Source organism: Pantoea allii (genome assembly GCF_046529425.1).
GTDB classification, from domain to species: Bacteria; Pseudomonadota; Gammaproteobacteria; order Enterobacterales; family Enterobacteriaceae; genus Pantoea; species Pantoea allii.
In genome coordinates this window covers 4,343,958-4,362,574 of the sequence record NZ_CP125958.1, presented here as the reverse complement: position 1 = coordinate 4,362,574, position 18,617 = coordinate 4,343,958, and the positions used below count along the sequence as shown (strand labels likewise).

The 18,617-nt window shown below is 54.3% G+C and carries 17 protein-coding genes; 12 read left to right on the top strand and 5 right to left on the bottom strand.

Features of this window, described 5'->3' with window-relative positions:
* Positions 1-112: 112 nt before the first annotated feature.
* Together lysC and panS are read left to right on the top strand one after the other, a co-directional pair.
* Positions 113-1,465, top strand: coding sequence for a lysine-sensitive aspartokinase 3 (gene lysC / locus QNH99_RS20450; RefSeq protein WP_063877974.1), 1,353 nt, complete (start codon positions 113-115; stop codon positions 1,463-1,465).
* 117 nt (positions 1,466-1,582) lie between these two features.
* Positions 1,583-2,503, top strand: a complete 921-nt coding sequence (panS, locus tag QNH99_RS20445; RefSeq protein WP_218994664.1) for a ketopantoate/pantoate/pantothenate transporter PanS — start codon at positions 1,583-1,585, stop codon at positions 2,501-2,503.
* A 49-nt stretch (positions 2,504-2,552) separates the two neighbouring features.
* On the opposite strand, the gene QNH99_RS20440 is transcribed toward panS, so the two are convergent.
* Entirely contained in the window at positions 2,553-4,178 is a 1,626-nt protein-coding gene (locus QNH99_RS20440; RefSeq protein WP_063877976.1) for a Na/Pi cotransporter family protein, read from the bottom strand.
* 413 nt (positions 4,179-4,591) lie between these two features.
* Entirely contained in the window at positions 4,592-5,404 is an 813-nt protein-coding gene (locus tag QNH99_RS20435) for an alkaline phosphatase family protein (RefSeq protein ID WP_410517134.1), read from the bottom strand.
* Positions 5,405-6,066: 662 nt separating this feature from the next.
* Between QNH99_RS20435 and psiE the strand changes: the two genes are divergently transcribed.
* The 3 genes from psiE to ubiA all read left to right on the top strand — a co-directional run bounded on the left by psiE (position 6,067) and on the right by ubiA (position 7,969).
* The gene (gene psiE, locus QNH99_RS20430) at positions 6,067-6,477 is read left to right on the top strand and encodes a phosphate-starvation-inducible protein PsiE (protein ID WP_410517133.1); all 411 of its coding nucleotides are present in this window, start codon (positions 6,067-6,069) and stop codon (positions 6,475-6,477) included.
* Positions 6,478-6,560: 83 nt separating this feature from the next.
* A complete protein-coding gene (gene ubiC, locus QNH99_RS20425) occupies positions 6,561-7,073 on the top strand; it encodes a chorismate lyase (RefSeq protein WP_063877979.1) in 513 nt (170 codons plus the stop codon).
* Between the two features lie 11 nt (positions 7,074-7,084).
* Positions 7,085-7,969 carry a 4-hydroxybenzoate octaprenyltransferase gene (gene ubiA / locus QNH99_RS20420; RefSeq protein ID WP_410517132.1) on the top strand — a complete coding sequence of 295 codons (885 nt, stop codon included), beginning with the start codon at positions 7,085-7,087 and terminating at the stop codon, positions 7,967-7,969.
* A 122-nt stretch (positions 7,970-8,091) separates the two neighbouring features.
* On the opposite strand, the gene plsB is transcribed toward ubiA, so the two are convergent.
* Positions 8,092-10,518, bottom strand: coding sequence for a glycerol-3-phosphate 1-O-acyltransferase PlsB (plsB, locus tag QNH99_RS20415; RefSeq protein WP_063877981.1), 2,427 nt, complete (start codon positions 10,516-10,518; stop codon positions 8,092-8,094).
* A 128-nt stretch (positions 10,519-10,646) separates the two neighbouring features.
* Between plsB and QNH99_RS20410 the strand changes: the two genes are divergently transcribed.
* The 4 genes from QNH99_RS20410 (at position 10,647) to QNH99_RS20395 (ending at position 13,553) form a co-directional block, all read left to right on the top strand.
* Complete coding sequence (locus QNH99_RS20410) at positions 10,647-11,015, top strand: diacylglycerol kinase (RefSeq protein WP_063877982.1); 369 nt, start codon at positions 10,647-10,649, stop codon at positions 11,013-11,015.
* A 106-nt stretch (positions 11,016-11,121) separates the two neighbouring features.
* Positions 11,122-11,736, top strand: coding sequence for a transcriptional repressor LexA (lexA, locus tag QNH99_RS20405; protein ID WP_063877983.1), 615 nt, complete (start codon positions 11,122-11,124; stop codon positions 11,734-11,736).
* Between the two features lie 110 nt (positions 11,737-11,846).
* Positions 11,847-13,169: an MATE family efflux transporter DinF gene (gene dinF, locus QNH99_RS20400; protein WP_063877984.1), complete on the top strand. Its 1,323-nt coding sequence runs from the start codon at positions 11,847-11,849 to the stop codon at positions 13,167-13,169.
* 171 nt (positions 13,170-13,340) lie between these two features.
* On the top strand, positions 13,341-13,553 hold the full coding sequence (locus tag QNH99_RS20395) for a CsbD family protein (RefSeq protein ID WP_014606944.1): 213 nt from the start codon (positions 13,341-13,343) through the stop codon (positions 13,551-13,553).
* Positions 13,554-13,673: 120 nt separating this feature from the next.
* On the opposite strand, the gene zur is transcribed toward QNH99_RS20395, so the two are convergent.
* The gene (zur, locus tag QNH99_RS20390; protein ID WP_063877985.1) at positions 13,674-14,195 is read right to left on the bottom strand and encodes a zinc uptake transcriptional repressor Zur; all 522 of its coding nucleotides are present in this window, start codon (positions 14,193-14,195) and stop codon (positions 13,674-13,676) included.
* Positions 14,196-14,633: 438 nt separating this feature from the next.
* Here zur and traF point away from each other — a divergent pair, with 438 nt between their 5' ends.
* The 3 genes from traF to pspG all read left to right on the top strand — a co-directional run bounded on the left by traF (position 14,634) and on the right by pspG (position 17,429).
* Positions 14,634-15,905, top strand: coding sequence for a conjugal transfer protein TraF (gene traF / locus QNH99_RS20385; protein ID WP_063877986.1), 1,272 nt, complete (start codon positions 14,634-14,636; stop codon positions 15,903-15,905).
* Positions 15,906-16,004: 99 nt separating this feature from the next.
* On the top strand, positions 16,005-17,000 hold the full coding sequence (dusA, locus tag QNH99_RS20380) for a tRNA dihydrouridine(20/20a) synthase DusA (protein WP_109716776.1): 996 nt from the start codon (positions 16,005-16,007) through the stop codon (positions 16,998-17,000).
* Positions 17,001-17,162: 162 nt separating this feature from the next.
* Positions 17,163-17,429: an envelope stress response protein PspG gene (gene pspG / locus QNH99_RS20375; protein ID WP_063877988.1), complete on the top strand. Its 267-nt coding sequence runs from the start codon at positions 17,163-17,165 to the stop codon at positions 17,427-17,429.
* A 182-nt stretch (positions 17,430-17,611) separates the two neighbouring features.
* On the opposite strand, the gene QNH99_RS20370 is transcribed toward pspG, so the two are convergent.
* Complete coding sequence (locus QNH99_RS20370) at positions 17,612-18,595, bottom strand: quinone oxidoreductase (RefSeq protein ID WP_063877989.1); 984 nt, start codon at positions 18,593-18,595, stop codon at positions 17,612-17,614.
* Positions 18,596-18,617 lie beyond the last annotated feature (22 nt).

Below are 18,617 nucleotides of genomic sequence, written 5' to 3'. Positions count from 1 at the left end.
CGTCTATTCGATCTTGTCTGCCCGTTTCTGCTCTTTCCTTGTGCTTAGGCTGAATTACTGTTTCTCATCCGTCAACGGGTGAGGGCAACGTACCCTGACACGAGGTCATACAATGTCTCTGAATCTGAATGTAGCGAAATTTGGCGGTACCAGCGTTGCCGATTTCGATGCCATGAACCGTAGCGCCGATGTGGTATTGCAGGACAGCAATACCCGGCTGGTGGTGCTCTCTGCCTCTGCGGGCATCACGAATCTGCTGGTCTCCCTTGCAGAAGGTCAGGAGACATCGCAGCGTGCGGCTCAACTTGATGACATCCGCCGCATTCAATATGCCATCATCGATCGCCTGCAACATCCTGACGTTATTCGCGACGAAATCGACCGAATGATCGACAACATCGGCATGCTGTCAGACGCGGCCGCGCTGGCCACCTCTAACGCCTTAACCGACGAACTGGTCAGCCATGGCGAACTGATGTCGACCCTACTGTTCGTCGAGATCCTGCGTGAACGCCAGGTGAATGCTGAATGGTTCGATGTTCGCAAAGTGATGCGCACGAATGACCGTTTTGGCCGTGCTGAGCCGGATGTGGCCGTTCTGGCGGAACAGGTCAGCGCGCAGTTGCAGCCGCGTATTGCGGCGTCATTGGTGGTGACTCAGGGCTTTATCGGCAGCGAAGAAAAAGGGCGCACCACTACGCTCGGTCGCGGCGGCAGTGATTACACGGCGGCCCTGCTGGGTGAGGCGTTAAAAGCGTCGCGCGTGGATATCTGGACTGACGTACCGGGCATCTATACCACTGACCCGCGCGTGGTGCCTGCGGCTAAACGTATTGATGAAATTACCTTTGAGGAAGCGGCAGAAATGGCCACCTTTGGGGCCAAAGTGCTGCATCCTGCAACTCTGCTGCCTGCCGTTCGTAGCGACATCCCGGTGTTTGTCGGCTCCAGCAAAGATCCGGCAGCGGGCGGCACGCGCGTCTGCAATGAGACAGCCAATCCCCCGCTGTTCCGTGCATTGGCCCTGCGTCGCAAGCAAACCCTGGTGACGCTGCACAGCCTGAATATGTTACACACGCCAGGCTTCCTGTCTGAAGTGTTCAATATTCTGGTGCGTCACAACGTGTCAGTGGATCTCATCACCACGTCTGAAGTCAGCGTTGCGTTAACGCTGGATACCACCGGTTCAACCTCAACGGGCGACAATCTGCTGAGCCAGGCGCTGCTGACGGAACTGTCGTCACTGTGTCGCGTCGAGGTGGAAGAAAACCTGGCGCTGGTGGCGATTATCGGCAACGAGCTGTCAAAAGCCTGCGGGGTTGGGAAAGAGGTCTTCGGCGTGCTCGAACCTTTCAACCTGCGGATGATCTGTTACGGTGCCAGCAGCTATAACCTCTGCTTCCTGGTGCCGGGCAATGATGCTGAAAGCGTGGTGCGCACGTTGCATCACAATCTGTTTGAATAAGCGCATCGCCAGGATAAGTTTGAAGCCGGACATTGTCCGGCTTTTTAATGATCAGCTGCTGAACGGCAACGCGTTCTTTCACAGTAATCCCTCACTTGCTTATAAGGATGTCTGTTCATGCTCGCCACCTTAACTCGCTTGTTCCCTCTGTGGGCCGTCCTGTTATCTGCGGCTGCCTACTACTCACCCACGACCTTTCTTGGCATCGGTCCGTGGGTGGTGTATCTGCTGATGCTGATTATGTTTGGCATGGGCGTGACGCTGAATATTGACGATTTTAAACGCGTACTGACGCGCCCGGCGCCGGTAATCGCCGGGACCTTTTTACACTATCTGGTGATGCCACTGGCGGCCTGGGCACTGGCTAAGCTGTTTCATATGCCGCCCGATCTCTCTGCAGGCATGATTCTGGTTGGCAGCGTTGCCAGCGGCACCGCCTCTAACGTGATGATTTATCTGGCTAAGGGCGATGTGGCGCTTTCCGTCACGATCTCTTCCGTGTCGGCGCTGGTAGGCGTGTTTGCCACGCCGTTACTGACGCGCCTTTATGTGGATACGCACATTCAGGTTGATGTCGCGGGGATGTTACTGAGCATCGTGAAGATCGTCGTGATCCCTATCGGGTTAGGCTTGATCATCCATCACACCATGAACAGCGTGGTACGCCGGATCGAGCCTTATCTTCCGGCCTTTTCCATGATCTGTATTCTGTTGATCATCAGCGCCGTGGTGGCGGGCAGCCAGAGCTTTATTGGATCAGTCGGGGCGATGGTGATTGCCGCGGTCATCTTGCACAATGCCATTGGTCTGCTGGGAGGTTACTGGGGCGGGAAACTGTTTGGCTTCGATGAGTCCACCTGCCGCACGCTGGCGCTGGAAGTCGGCATGCAAAACTCCGGACTGGCTGCAACGCTGGGCAAACTCTACTTTTCCCCACTGGCTGCGCTGCCGGGTGCCCTGTTCTCCGTCTGGCATAACCTGTCCGGTTCGCTGCTTGCGGGTTACTGGTCGGGCAAACCGGTCGAGAAAAAAAAGTAACGCTGTGCGGGCGAAACTGACCTCGCGGGGGCCAAACGGCCCCCGCATGTTAATCGTCGTCCCGCTCATCATCAGGCTGCTCCAGCACCGTGTAGGCTACCGCGCTAAACAGCGAGTTCAGCCGCTTCATATCACCCAGCAACCCCAGATGCAGCGAACTGGTTTCAATGCTCTGCACGTTCTGCTGATGCAGGCGGTTAACATGGGAGTGGGAATTGCGGCGTATTTTCAGGCGGAAACGGTGCTTGGCGCGGCGCAGCCGCTTCGCGCTGGTGACGTCGTGTGAGAGAAAAACCGACAGGCTTAGCCGCAGGCTATCAATCAGCTGTTCATGTAGTGCTTCCAGCTCTTTCAGTCCCTCGGGCGAAAAGGTGCGTCGCGCGGCAAGAGACTTGTCAGCCACATCGCCGCTCATGCGCTCGATGATATCGCCTGCCTGTTCCAGGTTCAGCGACATTTCAATGATTTCCCCCCAGCGGCGGGAATCCTGCTCGGATAAGTCCTCTTTGGGCATGCGCGCCAGATAAAGCTTGATGGCGGTATACAGCACATCCACGTCATCATCCAGCCGCCGTACCCTGCGTTCCGCCCGGGCTTCTCCACGCACCACTTGCAGAAACGTATCCAGCATCTGCTCCAGCACATCCCCCATGCGCAACACCTCACGCGCAGCATTGACCAGCGCCAGTGCTGGCGTATCCAGCGCGCTGCTGTCGAGATGCCGGGGCTTCAGCGTCGTCTCGCTTTCGGCATCGTCAGCGATCAGTCGGCAACACAGCCGCGCCATGGCGTCGGCAAACGGCACCATCACCACACAGCGAATCAGGTTGTAGAAGACATGAAAGAAGATCACCAGCTCTTCGTCATTTACCGGCAGCTTATCCAGCCACACTGCCAGCGGATCGACAAAGGGCAGAATAATCACGCAGCCAATCAACTTGAACAGCAGGCTGCCCATCGCCACGCGTTTACCGGCTGCGTTGGAACCACTGCCATTGATGACGGCCAGTAGACCGCTGCCAAGGTTGGCGCCAATCACCAGACACAGCGCTACCTTAAAGGCGATTACGCCGGTTGCGGTGAGCGTGGCCGTAATCAGCACCGCCGCCAGGCTTGAGTAGCTGATAATGGCAAAGACGGCCCCGAGCAGGGCGTCCAGCATCACGTCACCGGTTAAGCTGGAGAACAGTACCTGTACGCCGGATGCCTGAGTGATAGGTTTGGCGGCTTCGACAATCAGTTGCAGTGCCAGCAGGATGAGTCCCAGACCAATGCTGGTGCGGCCGAGCTGTCCGGCCCGGGTTTGCTTGCGGCTGATGAAAAAGACCACGCCGAAAAAGATAAATAGCGGTGAAAGCCAGGAGAGATCAAACGTCAGGATGCGCGCCATAATGGCCGTGCCGACATCCGCCCCCAATATCACCACCAGCGCAGGCGTCAGGCTCACCAGGTTTTGAGCAACGAATGACGTCACCAGTAGCGTGGTGGCATTGCTGCTTTGCACCAGCATGGTGACGCCAACGCCGGCAAGAAACGCCATGGGTTTCTTTTCCACGCTACGGCTGAGTACCCGGCGCAAATCGGCACCATACACGCGCATAATCCCGGAGCGGGTAATATGTGTGCCCCATACCAGAAGCGCAACGGCAGAGAGTAAGTTAAGCAGGGTTAACACGTATAGTCGCTCCTCAACCATCAGGCTTCAGGCGGTGCAGATTGCCAGCCTGATGGAAAGCGCAATCTGAGAACGTGGCTACCGGACGCTGCGCAATTTTTTTCAGTGTTTTAAGCAACCTGCGCAATGTCGACATCGTTAAATGTAGACTACTCTACTGATCTGCATGGACAAATCCAACCCGGCGCACGTCGCTCACCTTCCTGATTGTGCACGCCTGAAACAGGACTGAACGAATATCTACGGCGGAAAGACTGGCTACAGACAAGACGAGGCCGCCCGTTTTGACAGCGCTGAAGGGGAAGACGGTCGCCGTCAGTCCAGGGTGAGGTGCCGCTGCGGCTCATGATGATCCCGCGCGGCGGGAATGTGGAAATCTGTACGTTCTCTGCCCGGTCTTCAGCGCGTTAACGTCAGGACGCTGAACCCGCCAGCAAGGCGCGATGGACCGGCTTATCATGTGTGACGCCGAGCAGCGAACACAGGGTGCCGCAGAGTTCGGTTTGTTGCGGGGCCAGCCCGGCCTTTCGCGAGAAGCCTTCACCAAATACAAACAGGGGAACGGTCGTTTCTTCTGGCAACATGCCACCATGCGAACGGTCATCGTTCATGCCGTGGTCGGCGGTAACCATGACCTGATAGCCTTCCGCCAGCCAGCCTGGCATCCACTGTGACAGATAACCATCTGCCATGCGCGCCCTGTTGCGGTACGCGGTAGAAGAGAGGCCATGCTGATGACCGGCATGATCGATATTCATCGGATGAATCAGCAGGAAGTCCGGGTTGTAACGTAACCGCAGGCTTTCGGCATCTTCAAACAGGTGGGAATCGGGATAGCCGTCGTCGGAGTAAAAGTGCCCAAACTGAACAGGCAGCGTCGGGGCGTCCGTGTGACGATCGCGGGCTGGTTCGAAGGGCGTGCGGTTATACAGTTCGCTTATCCAGTGGTAAGCGGCGGCGGCGGTGGTCAGCCCGGCGTCACGCGCATAGTGAAACACACTGCGTTCGTGGCTCATGCGGTTGACATCGTTATGAATAATCCCGCTTTCCACCGGTGCGACGCCGGTCAGAATGCACTCATATAGCGGACGTGACAACGAAGGCAGCGCACAGGTCAGGCTGTAGTAATGGCCTTTGCCATGGGCACATTCTGCATGCAGGTAGCCCATAGCGTGTTGTGCCACGTGATGACTCAGGCCGTCCAGAATCACCAGAATCGTTTTCATGCTGTTCTCCTTACTGTGGCTTAGGTTGTGCGCGTCGGTACTCTTAACAGGGCACTATTGGGTTGTCTGATGCAGCGTTATTGTTTCGATCATCGTTAAATATTGTTTTTTATCAATAGCTTTTTTGATTGTAAGTACACACAAACTTTTCTGCGAAAACGGAGTGGGTTAAATGCCTTTTCCCGGCCGCATCGCGTCTTATGCGCTGGCGCTTCGGCTGATTAGCTGCCAGTCGATACAGGCAATACCGCTACATAAGGCAGTGAATGCGTAGAGCTGAACGGTGTCGGGCTAAAACCGGGTCTGGATCATTCGGTCGCCAAAACCGAGTCAATGTAGCCCTCACATGTGAAAAAGGGATGACAGGCTTTACCAACAGGTGGATTCAACCAGGTAGTCATAAAGGGATAATCGGCGTCAGGCGTAGCAACAGCCGCAGTTGGCGCGCGATGTGCGTGAAAACATCCATCCTCACCCGCGCTGTTCTTGCTTTATGATTCTGATCTTTCAGGGGTTATGGCGTTCATTAATAAGCATTCCTCATGTCACATTGGGGGGAGGAATGGCAGCGGGTGCGGTAAGCCTGACAGCTATATTGTGATTTAGGTCACACTCACGCATGATAGCGCCAATAAAACCCCATTTAATTTTTGAGGCGTGAGATGAGTGACAAAAACCCGGTAGCACAGAAGATTGCGCGCCTGATGCAGTGGGTACTGAACGCGGGACTGCTGATCCTGGCGGTGATTTTGATGGTGTTTTTGGGCAAAGAGACAGTCCATTTAGCCAATGTCCTGTTTAGCACCGGTGAGCAGGCGTCGTCCTACCTGCTGATTGACGGCATTGTGATTTATTTTCTCTACTTCGAATTTATTGCACTCATCGTGAAGTACTTCCAGTCGGGCTACCATTTCCCTTTACGCTACTTTGTGTACATCGGGATTACCGCCATCATCAGGCTGATCATCGTCGACCATAAAAATCCCATTGATACGTTATGTTATTCCGCGGCTATCCTGTTGCTGGTTATCACCCTGTGGCTGGCAAACAGTAACCGGCTTAAACGCGAGTAACGAAGCCGTCAGCATTCAGGACGGTGTTCCTCGTATCGCTCTGCGCTAAACTACCTCTCTGAAAATTTTTGGGGGAAAGTGCCATGACGCAAGACCCGCTCCGTTTATTACGTTCACTCACTTGGCTGGCGCTGGACGATGCCGCATTTACGCAACCGCTTCGTGACTGGCTGATGGAGGAGGACTCCATGACGCGACGTTTCGAACAGCATTGCCAGAAGGTCAGGGTCGAACCTGTACGCGAAGGCTTTATCGATGCTGACGAATTAGGCGACGAAGGCGCGTTATTACCTGCAGACCAGCGTTTCTGGCTGCGTGAAGTGATTCTCTACGGAGATGAGCAGCCGTGGCTGGCGGGACGCACGCTGGTGCCTGAAAGTACCCTCAACGGCCCGGAAACCATGTTACAGCAACTCGGTACGCGGCCTCTGGGACGTTACCTGTTCTCCTCATCAACGCTTACCCGCGATTTTATTGAGCCTGGCAGCGTCGAAACGCTCTGGGGACGCCGGTCCCGGCTGCGGCTGTCGGGTAAGCCGCTACTGTTAACGGAACTGTTTTTACCGGCATCGCCGGTCTATCGTGATCAAGGTTAAGGGTTTGACCTGTGCAAAACACACAAAAAATGACGAAATGGCAGGCTTACAGCCGCCTGATGCGAATCGATAAACCGATCGGCGCTTTACTGCTGTTGTGGCCAACGCTGTGGGCGCTCTGGCTGGCAAAGATGACCGTCCCACCGCTGCCGACACTGGCGGTGTTTGTCGCGGGTGTCTTTGTGATGCGCGCTGCGGGCTGTGTGATCAATGATTATGCCGACCGTAAGGTAGACGGGCACGTTGAGCGCACCAGGCACCGGCCGCTGGCAAGCGGTGCCGTGACGGCGAAAGAAGCCAAAATGCTGTTTGTGGTGTTGGGGCTGATTGCGTTTGCCCTGGTACTGAGCATGAACCTGATGACCATTATGCTCTCGGTCGTGGGCCTGGCGCTGGCCTGGGTCTATCCGTTTATGAAGCGATATACGCATCTGCCTCAGGTGGTGTTAGGCGCAGCCTTTGGCTGGGCGATCCCCATGGCGTGGGCGGCAGTTAGTGAGTCCTTACCTCTGGTCTGTTGGCTGGTATTCCTGGCAAACATTTGCTGGACGGTGGCCTACGATACGCAATATGCCATGGTTGATCGCGAGGATGACCTGAAGATAGGCGTTAAGTCCACGGCGATACTGTTTGGTCGCTACGACAAATTGATTATTGGTCTGCTGCAGCTGTCTACGTTGGTGTTGATGGCGCTGGTGGGGACGATGCTGGATCTGAACGGCGCGTTTTACTGGACGCTATTACTGGCTGGTGGGTTATTTGTTTATCAGCAAAAGCTGATTGCGCAGCGCGATCGTCAGGCCTGTTTCCGCGCCTTCCTGAATAACAACTATGTGGGACTGGTTCTGTTTCTGGGCGTGCTGATGAATACGCCGCCGTTTTCACAGCTCCTTTAACCGCCCCGACGAGAATCGCGGTCAGTTCGCGAATGTGCGTCAACGCTGCTGAGTGCCTCAGTACCAGCGTGCGAATAAAAAAGGCGACCTTCAGGGTCGCCTTTCTCGTCATCGCGAATCCGCTAATCGTGCGCTACGGCGCTTTCGATGGTCATGCGTACATCGCTGGTGACCAGGTCAGCCAGGATGTGCCAGGTCGCCAGCGTCTGCGCCACGTCGGCATCACCGCTGTCGCTGATATAACCTTCATCACGCAGCGTGAGCACCAGTGAGGAGAACACCGCTTTATCAAAGAACTCCGGCGCATTGATCCCGTGCAACACGCTCAGGCGCTGCGCCAGGGTACGGCTCTCTTTTTCCAGCGTGCCCCGGTTAATGGTGGGCTTGGCGCTAAGAATCGAGAAGGTGATGGCGTAACGCTGCAGCGTCTCACGCACACCGGCGGCCAGCAGTTGAAGCGTACGGTAACGCGCGGTGTTAAACGACAGCAGACCTGCCTCAACGGTAATCAGCCCCTGACGCGTCAGTTCCTGACATAAGTTAGTCAGTAACTGCGGCAGTTGATCATGGCTCCAGCGCAGGAACAGCTCGCTCTTCAGCATGGGATAGATCAGGCTGACCTGACGCAGCAGTTCGGCTTCGCTCAGGTTGCGATGCTGCTGCACAATCGCCGCAATCAGCGACGGCATGACCAGCATATGATGAATGTTATTACGGTAGTAGGTCATCAGTACCGCCTGCTCGCGCGGCAGAATAATGATGTCACCAATACTGTCTTTTTCACTCTCGAATTTGTTCATGCTGAGCGCATGATCCAGCAGGGCTTCGGCAGACATGTCGGGCAAGGTGGCATCCGGCGAGTAGGGCACGTTGCGCAGTAACTGGGTATAGCACTCCAGTTGCTCAACCAACTGCTCGCGGGTCAAAGAGCGCTGACGCGAAGCAAGCAGAGCGGTAACGCACAGGTTCATGGCATTCGCCGCGCCGGCTTCGTTAATACGCACCATGATGGTGGCCGCGATATCGTTCGCCGCCGGGGTCAACCAGCCGGGACGCTGTGCTTCAATGGGATCGATAGCATCGCGCCATTCAGGAACGTGCTTATTCAAATAATTTATCAGCGGTAGCGGCTCGCCAAAGTTCACGTAACCCTGACCGAGATTGCGCAGCTTACGTAAGCCGCGCACCATCTGCATGAAGCCTTCTTTCTCTTTCGTGGCACCGCGAAGCTCTTTCGCATAGGTGCCCACTTCCATGACATGTTCGTAACCGATGTATATAGGCACTAACGTGATAGGGCGCGTGCCGCCGCGTAGCATGGCCTGCAGCGTCATGGACAGCGTGCCGGTTTTCGGATCTAACAGCCGGCCGGTACGTGAACGGCCCCCTTCCACGAAGTACTCCACGGAATAGCCACGGGTAAAGAGTTCACCCAGGTATTCACGGAAGACGGTGGCATAGAGCTTGTTGCCTTTAAAGGTCCGGCGAATAAAGAAGGCACCCAGACGGCGGAAAATCGGCCCGGCAGGCCAGAAGTTCAGGTTAATACCGGCGGCGATGTGCGGCGGGACCAGCCCCTGGTGATACAGCACGTAAGACAGCAACAGGTAATCCATATGGCTGCGGTGGCAGGGCACATAAACAATTTCATGACCGTCCTGAGCCAGCTGGCGAACGCGCTCACCGCCGTTGACGTTGATGCCCTGATAAAGTCGACTCCAGAGCCAACCCATCACGCGATCCGTGACGCGAATCGCTTCGTAGGAGAAGTTGGCGGCAATCTCCTCCATCATTTCAACGGCGTTTTGCTGGGCTTTTTCATGCGAAACCTTCTTGCTGCGGGCTTCGTCTTCTACCGCTTTTTCTATCGCTTTCGATTGCAGCAGGCGATTGAACAAATCCTGACGCGCGGGCAGGCGCGGACCGACCGCTGCCAGACGCTGACGGGCAAAGTGGATACGAGCGACCCGGGCCAGTTTTTGCGCAATTGATTTATCCGTACCGTGTTCAGTCGCCATACGACGCAGGGAAACGGTTGGCGAGAAGCGCACAAAACTGTCGCGACCATGCCAGAGCACAGCAAAGAATTTTTGTACCCCATTTAACAAACGTAAATGAGGCGGATTATCTTCTCCCTGCACTTCCCGGCCGGGTGCGCGGCCGAACATGACGGAAACCGGTAACATCTGGATATCAAGCTCAGGGTTACTGCGGTGCAGATCGAGATACTCGTGGAAGATTTTTACCGACTCGACGCTGGGCACGAAATAGGGAAACACGCGTGGGCCATCGTGGATAAAGACATGACGCGGCAGCAAGGCCCCGTCAATCTCCAGCGGCGAAAGCGGATCGGGCAGCTCGTGCCTGATGCACTGCGCGCGCAAAGTCAGGAGATCGGCCTTTGAATCATAAGGCAGGACATACATAATAGGCCGGGTTGGGTCCAGCCCATGTTCGGATACGGGATCGGCCGGAATGGCCTTACTCTTTACCAGAAACGACAGGGGTAAATTCAGTAATTTATAAAAAAGTATACGCCAACCTGACATAGACAACATGAAGCCTCTTGTTAGCAAAGCGGCGCAAGCTTATCAGAAAGCGCAGCAAAAATCTGTGACAGCGACAATTGTGCGCTGCCCAATATTGACGTCAATCCTTTGAAAAGAGTTCCTTTATTATGACAAATAATGTCACCGGCCTTAACCGAATTGTGAAAGCTGCGGGCTATTCATGGCAAGGTCTTCGTGCTGCCTGGCAGCATGAAGCTGCTTTCCGTCAGGAAGCGGTTACCGCACTGGTAGCGATTATCCTGGCCTGCTGGCTGGATGTCGATAGCGTTTCGCGCATCCTGATGATTGGCTCTGTCGTACTGGTGATTATTGTTGAAGTCCTGAACAGTGCCATAGAAGCGGTGGTAGACCGCACCGGTCAGGAGCGGCATCCTCTTGCTGGACGAGCAAAAGACATGGGCTCCGCCGCCGTTTTCATCGCAATATTACTGGCCCTTTTTGTCTGGGGAACGCTGCTTTGGTCGCATTTGCGATAAGCGTTCCATCTCGCGTCAAATAACTGATTTTGGCCTGAGTTTTGGTTTCCATTTCACCAATACCTGTATATACTCACAGCGACTGTATAAACAACCAGGGGGCGGGATGAAAGCATTAACCAGCAGGCAGCAACAGGTCTACGACTTGATTCGCGACCACATTAATCAAACAGGCATGCCGCCAACGCGTGCAGAAATCGCCGCGCAGCTTGGTTTTCGTTCGCCAAATGCAGCCGAAGAACACCTGAAAGCACTGGCGCGTAAAGGCGTGATTGAAATCGTCTCTGGTGCGTCCCGCGGTATCCGTTTGTTAATGGAAGAAGAGCCATCAGACGGCCTGCCGTTGATTGGTCGCGTCGCCGCCGGTGAGCCATTACTGGCCCAGGAACACATTGAAACGCATTACAAAGTAGATCCTGACATGTTCAAGCCTGCAGCGGATTTCCTGTTGCGCGTGAGCGGAATGTCGATGAAAGATATCGGCATTATGGATGGTGATTTGCTGGCGGTTCACAAAACGCAGGAAGTGCGTAATGGTCAGGTTGTGGTTGCGCGTATTGATGATGAAGTCACGGTAAAACGCTGGAAGAAACAGGGTTCTGTGGTGCATCTCTTACCTGAAAACAACGATTTCGAGCCTATCATTGTTGACACACGTGCCCAGTCTCTCACCGTTGAAGGTCTGGCTGTCGGCATTGTCCGTAACGGTGAGTGGTTGTAAAACCCGTTAAGGTTATTGGCATGCGTCAATCTTAACGTTCTCCAGTCTGCCCTTACTTTGCCGCTGTGGGTTTATCTCTGGCCCCGGCGGTTTATCGCACGGATTCAAGAATGCGCTTTCTGACAGCTACCGATAAAAACCTGTGGCGGTTAGCGCTGCCCATGATCCTGTCAAATATCACGGTTCCTCTGCTCGGTCTGGTCGACACGGCCGTGATCGGCCATCTTGACAGCCCGGTTTATCTGGGTGGTGTGGCTGTCGGTACGACCATCACCAGCTTCATCTTCATGTTGCTGCTTTTTCTGCGTATGAGTACCACGGGCTTAACGGCTCAGGCATTGGGTGCGGGTGATAAGACCGCTCTGGCGCGAGCGCTGACTCAGCCACTGCTCATCGCGCTGGTCGCGGGCCTCTTATTTATCTTCCTTCGCTATCCCGTTACGACGTTAGCCACCCGCTTTATTGGTGGGGACCCCGCGGTATTGGAGCAGGCAGCCCTGTTTATCCATATTCGCTGGCTCAGTGCGCCCGCAACGCTGGCTAATTTAGTCATCCTGGGCTGGCTGCTGGGCGTTCAGTATGCCAGGGCACCGGTCATCTTGCTGGTGGTAGGTAACGTCATTAATATCCTGTTGGATCTCTGGCTCGTGCTGGGTTTGCACTGGGGCGTGGCGGGTGCCGCTAGCGCCACCGCGCTGGCAGAATACGCAACGTTACTGGTCGGTGCGGTGATGGTGTGGCGCGTACTAACGCTGCGGGGTATCACCTTGGAGATGCTCACTCACAGCTGGCGCGGCGACATCCACCGCCTTCTTCGCCTTAATCGCGATATTTTACTGCGCACCTTGCTGTTGCAGCTCTGCTTTGCCTCTCTTACCGTGCTCGGCGCCCGCATTGGCCCTGACGTCGTCGCGGTCAATGCCATCCTGTTAATGTTCATTACGTTCACCGCCTACGCGCTGGATGGGTTTGCCTACGCCGTAGAAGCCTTTGCCGGTGAAGCGCACGGGGCAAAAAACGGCACCCGGCTGCAGCAGGTATGGCTATCTGCCTGTCGTCAGGCGCTGGTGGTGGCGCTGTTTTTCTCACTCGTCTATGCCCTGTTTGGCTATCAGATAGTGGCATTCCTCACCTCTATCCATGCGCTGCAACAGGCCGCTGACCGCTTTTTGATCTGGCAGATTGTCATGCCGCTAATCGGCGTCTGGTGCTATCTGTTGGATGGCATGTTTATTGGTGCGACAAAGGGAAGAGAAATGCGTAACAGCATGGCGGTGGCTGCCTTGGGCTATTTCCTGACGCTCGCTACGGTGCCCCTGCTCGGCAACCATGGTTTGTGGCTGGCGATAGCGGTCTTCCTTGCCCTGCGTGGCTTATCCTTGTGGCTGGTCTGGCGTAAACACTGGCGCAATGGCACCTGGTTCACTGCCTGATCGCTGAACCGGAATTATGACGCAGGATACATATTATTTTCATTTTTTCCGGCAAACCTGAAATTACCTACTACAATTAACTTTGAATGGCGCTGTTAAGTAGCGCTTTATATCGTGATTTTGTTTAACTGCAAAATAAAACGAAACCGAAGGATGACGTGGAGGTCTGCAATGAATAAAGACGAAGCGAGTGGTAACTGGAAACAGTTCAAAGGAAAGATGAAAGAGAAATGGGGCAAGCTGACCGACGATGATATGCAAGTCATTGAAGGTAAACGCGATCAGCTGGTCGGAAAAATTCAGGAACGTTACGGCTACGCGAAAGAAGAAGCGGAGAAAGAAGTAACGGCCTGGGAAGGTTCCAACAAAGATTACCGCTGGTAATCACGCTTTCAGGGACGCTCCTACCCGGGTCGGTACGCTCATGCCGGCCACCGCACAAGGATGTGCACATTAACCCTGTAACCCCAACCCTGTAACCCCAACCCTGTAACCTCAACCCTGTTAACCCCGTTTACCGCGCTTTTTCCCTTCAGTCTGATGGTCGTGATCACAATGTTCATGATGTTCACAGGCCTCAACTTCAGCACAGTTCTCACATAAACCATGAGCTTCAATCACGCTATGGCGTAGCACAAAGTGTGCCTCCTGAGCTAAAGACGCGATGATCTGCTCTGCGCCTTGAGCCTGCTTCTCTGTCACCCCAGCACAGCGATCGCAAACCAGCATAACCGACGTATGCGCAGGCGCTTCGAAGTGATGACACATGACATAACTGTTATTCGATTCAACCCGATGAATAAAACCCTGTTCGAGCAAGAAATCCAGCGCACGATAAACGGTAGGCGGCTTAGCCTGCGGCTCGCTAACCCGCAACTGATCAAGCAGGTCATAAGCACTGATAGAGCCTGGCTGTCCGGCCATCAACCGTAGCACTTCTGCTCGCTGGGTCGTCAGGCGAACACCGCGCTGTAAACACAGCTTCTCAGCCTGGGTCATAATTTGCTCTGGCGTCATGGTTGACATGGCGTTTCTCCGCTAGACAGGTGATGTTATCTTATCACAATAATCGTTATGACGTTGAACCTTGCCGCCAGCCAGACAGCGCCCGCCTACACGCTTCTGTTTCTTCCCTTCCGTTCGCTTATCCTTTGCTGAAAGCTGGCTTCGTACCAGTCTGTTTCAGAATGTTTATAGATATTTTTTACTTTTACTTTACATCTCACTGAGTTAAGAACTAATGTTTAAATGTTCTTAATAAAGTGCTGGCCCAGACTGGATTTGCCTGAAGCATTTTCGGCGGGAACCTCACATATCGGATCGAAAAATAATCAATCCACGGAATTGCGCCACTATTTACTCTGAATTCACAGCAATAAAGCGTTAGCAATCCTCCACAATGGAGCTAACAAACTATTCAGTCGTTAATGTATTAACGGCAATATTTCAGGTGATGATAAGCAAATGGCAAAATTAACCGTTCCACGTTCCGTTCTGGTTTTTCCTGCAGTATTCAATGCCCTGGTTTTTTCATCTTCCGCACTGGCCGCCGGAACCTGGTATGATGCCCGCAACGACGCCATGGGCGGAACGGGCGTGGCGTCCTCAAACTACGGTTCGGCTGTGTTGGCTAACCCGGCGTTAATGACCAAAGCCAGGCCCGACGATAACGTCAGCATTATTATTCCCAGTGCCGGTGTGCAAATCACGGACAAAGACAAGATGGTCGATAAGATCGATACCATCACGGATACGGTAAATCGCTATCAGGATCTGTTCGGCAACGCCACAGGATTTGAGCTGTTACGCCGTATCCCGCAAATCCAGGCTGCCTCCGGCGACTTAGCCAATACGCTCAGGGATTTACGCGGTAATAAAGCCAATGCCACAGCGGGTGCGGCAATCGCCGTAACCATTCCCAATGAAACACTGCCTTTTGCCTTTATCACCAAGGCTTACGGTACGGCGCACGTTCGCGCGAATGTGAAAGAAGGTGACATCGTTATTCTGCAGGGCGTTGCTGATGGCACCTTTGCAGGTATTCCTGGCGGTGCCTTTGGCCTGGCGAACGTTCAAAACCTGCTGGGCTCCAGCGCGAATGGCCTGGCGGCGTTGAATACGGATTACGGTATTTCCGTTGCCCATGAGTTCACGATTGCCGGACAACCTGTCTCAATCGGTATTACGCCAAAACTGCAAAAAACCTGGCTGTATAATTACTCCGCCAGCGTCTATAACTACGACAAAAACGATTTGCGCGACGGTCGTTACCGCAGCACCGAAAGCGGTTTTAACATCGATGCCGGTGTGGCGACGGTCTTCGCCGAAAACTGGACGCTGGGCGTGACCGGACAAAACCTGGTTTCCCGCGATCTGCAAACGAAAGAAGTGAACGGCTATCGCGATACTTACGAAATCCGCCCATTAGTGACGGCGGGCTTAGCATGGGATAAAGGCCCCGTTACCCTGACCGGTGATGTTGATCTGACCGAAACCCACCGCTTTAAATCGCAGGAAAACAGCCAGTACGCTGGCGTAGGTGCGGAATACCGCGTGCTGGAGTGGTTGCAGTTACGTGCCGGTTACCGCGCGGACATGCGTTCTACTGATGAAAACGTGGCCACAGCCGGTTTCGGTGTGTCACCGTTCAACAACTCTGTGCATCTGGATCTGGCTGGCTCAGTGGGCCAAAACAATACCTGGGGTGCAATGGCACAGCTTGGATTTAATTTCTAATCCCTTGCCATTAACGGGCGGGCGATACCTTGTCGTCCGCCCTTATGCTATCCTTGCGCAGAATATCATCACTGTTAACTACCGGATCGACTGCGCTTCATGACCGATACTTTTTCATCCCAACGCTTTTCTGTTGCCCCCATGCTCGACTGGACCGATCGTCACTGTCGCTACTTTCATCGTCAGCTCACTGCGGACACGCTGCTGTATACCGAAATGGTAACGACGGGCGCAATCATTCACGGCAAAGGCGATTATCTGGCATACAGCGAACAGGAGCATCCGGTCGCGTTGCAACTGGGCGGAAGCGATCCCGCAGCCCTGGCACAGTGTGCGGCGCTGGCGGAACAGCGCGGCTACGATGAAGTGAACCTCAATGTGGGTTGCCCGTCAGATCGGGTACAGAATGGTCGCTTTGGTGCCTGCCTGATGGCGGAAGCCGGCCTGGTCGCAGACGGTATCAACGCGATGCGCGATGTGGTGGATATCCCGGTAACGGTTAAAACCCGTATCGGCATTGACGATCAGGACAGCTATGCTTTCCTTACCGACTTTATCGGCACCGTGGCAGAGCGCGGTGGCTGTGACACCTTTATTATCCATGCCCGTAAAGCCTGGCTTTCTGGCCTCAGCCCGAAAGAGAACCGTGAGATCCCGCCGCTGGATTATCCGCGGGTTTACCAGTTAAAGCGCGATTTCCCGCAGTTGACGATTGCGATCAACGGTGGCGTGAAAACGCTGGAAGAGGCAAAAACGCACCTTCAGCATCTGGACGGCGTGATGATGGGCCGTGAAGCCTATCAAAACCCCGGTATCCTGGCGCAGGTGGATCGTGAGTTATTTGGCCGCGATCGTCCTGCGGTCGATCCGGTCGCGGTGGTGCGGGCTATGTATCCTTATATTGAAGCGGAACTCACCAAAGGGACTTACCTTGGCCATGTTACGCGCCATATGTTGGGCCTGTTCCAGGGGATTCCTGGCGCGCGTCAGTGGCGACGTCACCTCAGTGAAAACGCCCACAAGCCCGGTGCCGATGTCCGTGTACTGGAGGCGGCGCTAGCCCTGGTCGCCGACAAAATTCCTCAGGAAGCATAATCCTGCAAAACCAGCCACCCGGCTGGTTTTTTTAACACCAACAGTTGGTTAATTTCATCAATTGTGGGTTTCGTTTTTTCTGCTATTTCTATTAAAATCAAAAAGTTAACCTTTGGCACGTTTCTTGTAATAGTCAGTGTATTGATAACGAGGAGCTCCAAAATGGATATTCTTTTTGTGTTGGGTTTTTTCCTGATGCTGTTACTGACCGGCGTGTCCCTGTTAGGCGTGATTGCTGCCCTGATCGTCGCAACGGTGGTAATGTTTGTAGGTGGCATGCTGGCACTGATTGTGAAGGTTTTGCCCTGGTTAATCCTGGCGGTGGCAGCGGTATGGCTTTATCGCCGCTTTTTTACAGACGAAGAGACGCGCCGACGCAACAGGCTTAAACGCCGCTTTAGCCGGCTGGAAAAAGACGGCTGGTACTAAATGTGTCCGGGATCACAGGGTGTGACATTGCCGGTAAGATAATGGCCGGTGGCCATACTTTTTACTTATGTTTTCTGTCAGGATAAGTCGCGTTGTTTCATAACATATTCATCGCTTCTGACCCTACATCAGTGCGAATGAAAAATAAAAAAAAGGGCTTCCTGCGGGAAGCCCTTTTTATTTCAGGGAATTAACAGGCTGGAGCCATGCGTGGCCCGGCTCTCCAGAGCCTGATGCGCTTTACTGGCCTCTTTAAGGGCAAATTTTTGCTGCTCAGGCACATCGACCTTAATCGCGCCACTGGCCAGCAATGAAAACAGCTCGGCACTGGCCGTTTCCAGTTCCTGACGATTGGTGATGTATCCGAACAGGGAAGGTCGGGTAACGAATAGCGATCCTTTCTTGTTCAAAATACTGAGATCGATATTGGTCACCGGCCCCGAAGCATTACCAAAACTCACCATCAGCCCCTGACGACGCAGACAGTCCAGCGAGGCTTCCCAGGTGGCTTTACCTACCGAGTCATAGACCACGCCAACCTTTTCGCCCCCGGTCAGTTCCATGACGCGCTGAGCAATATCGTCTTGCTGATAATTAATCGTGGCCCAGGCGCCGGCATTTTTTGCCAGCGTTGCTTTTTCGGGGGAGCCGACGGTGCCAATCAGGTGCGCACCCAGCGCTTTCGCCCACTGACAGGCAATCAACCCGACGCCACCGGCAGCCGCATGAAACAGGAAGATTTCATCTGGTTTCACCTTGTAGGTCTGACGTAGCAGATACTGAGTAGTCAGCCCTTTCAGGAAACTGGCGGCCGCCTGCTCAAAGCTAATGGCATCCGGTAACAGCATCAGGCGCTCTTCCGCCACATTATGCTGTTCACTGTAAGCACCCAGTGCCGCCTGGCAATACACCACGCGATCGCCGGGCTTAAACCGTGTCACAGCCGAGCCGACACGCGTCACCACGCCAGCGGCCTCGGTGCCCAGGCCTGACGGGAAGTGACTGGCTGGATAAAGCCCGCTGCGAATGTAGGTATCAATATAGTTGATGCCAATCGCACGATTTTCTACCTGGATTTCATGCTCAGTGGGATCGGCAAGCTCAAAATCGACCCAGCTTAAAACCTCGGGACCGCCGTGTGCGTTGAACTGAATACGCTTTGCCATTCTTACTCCTGTGATTGTTTCA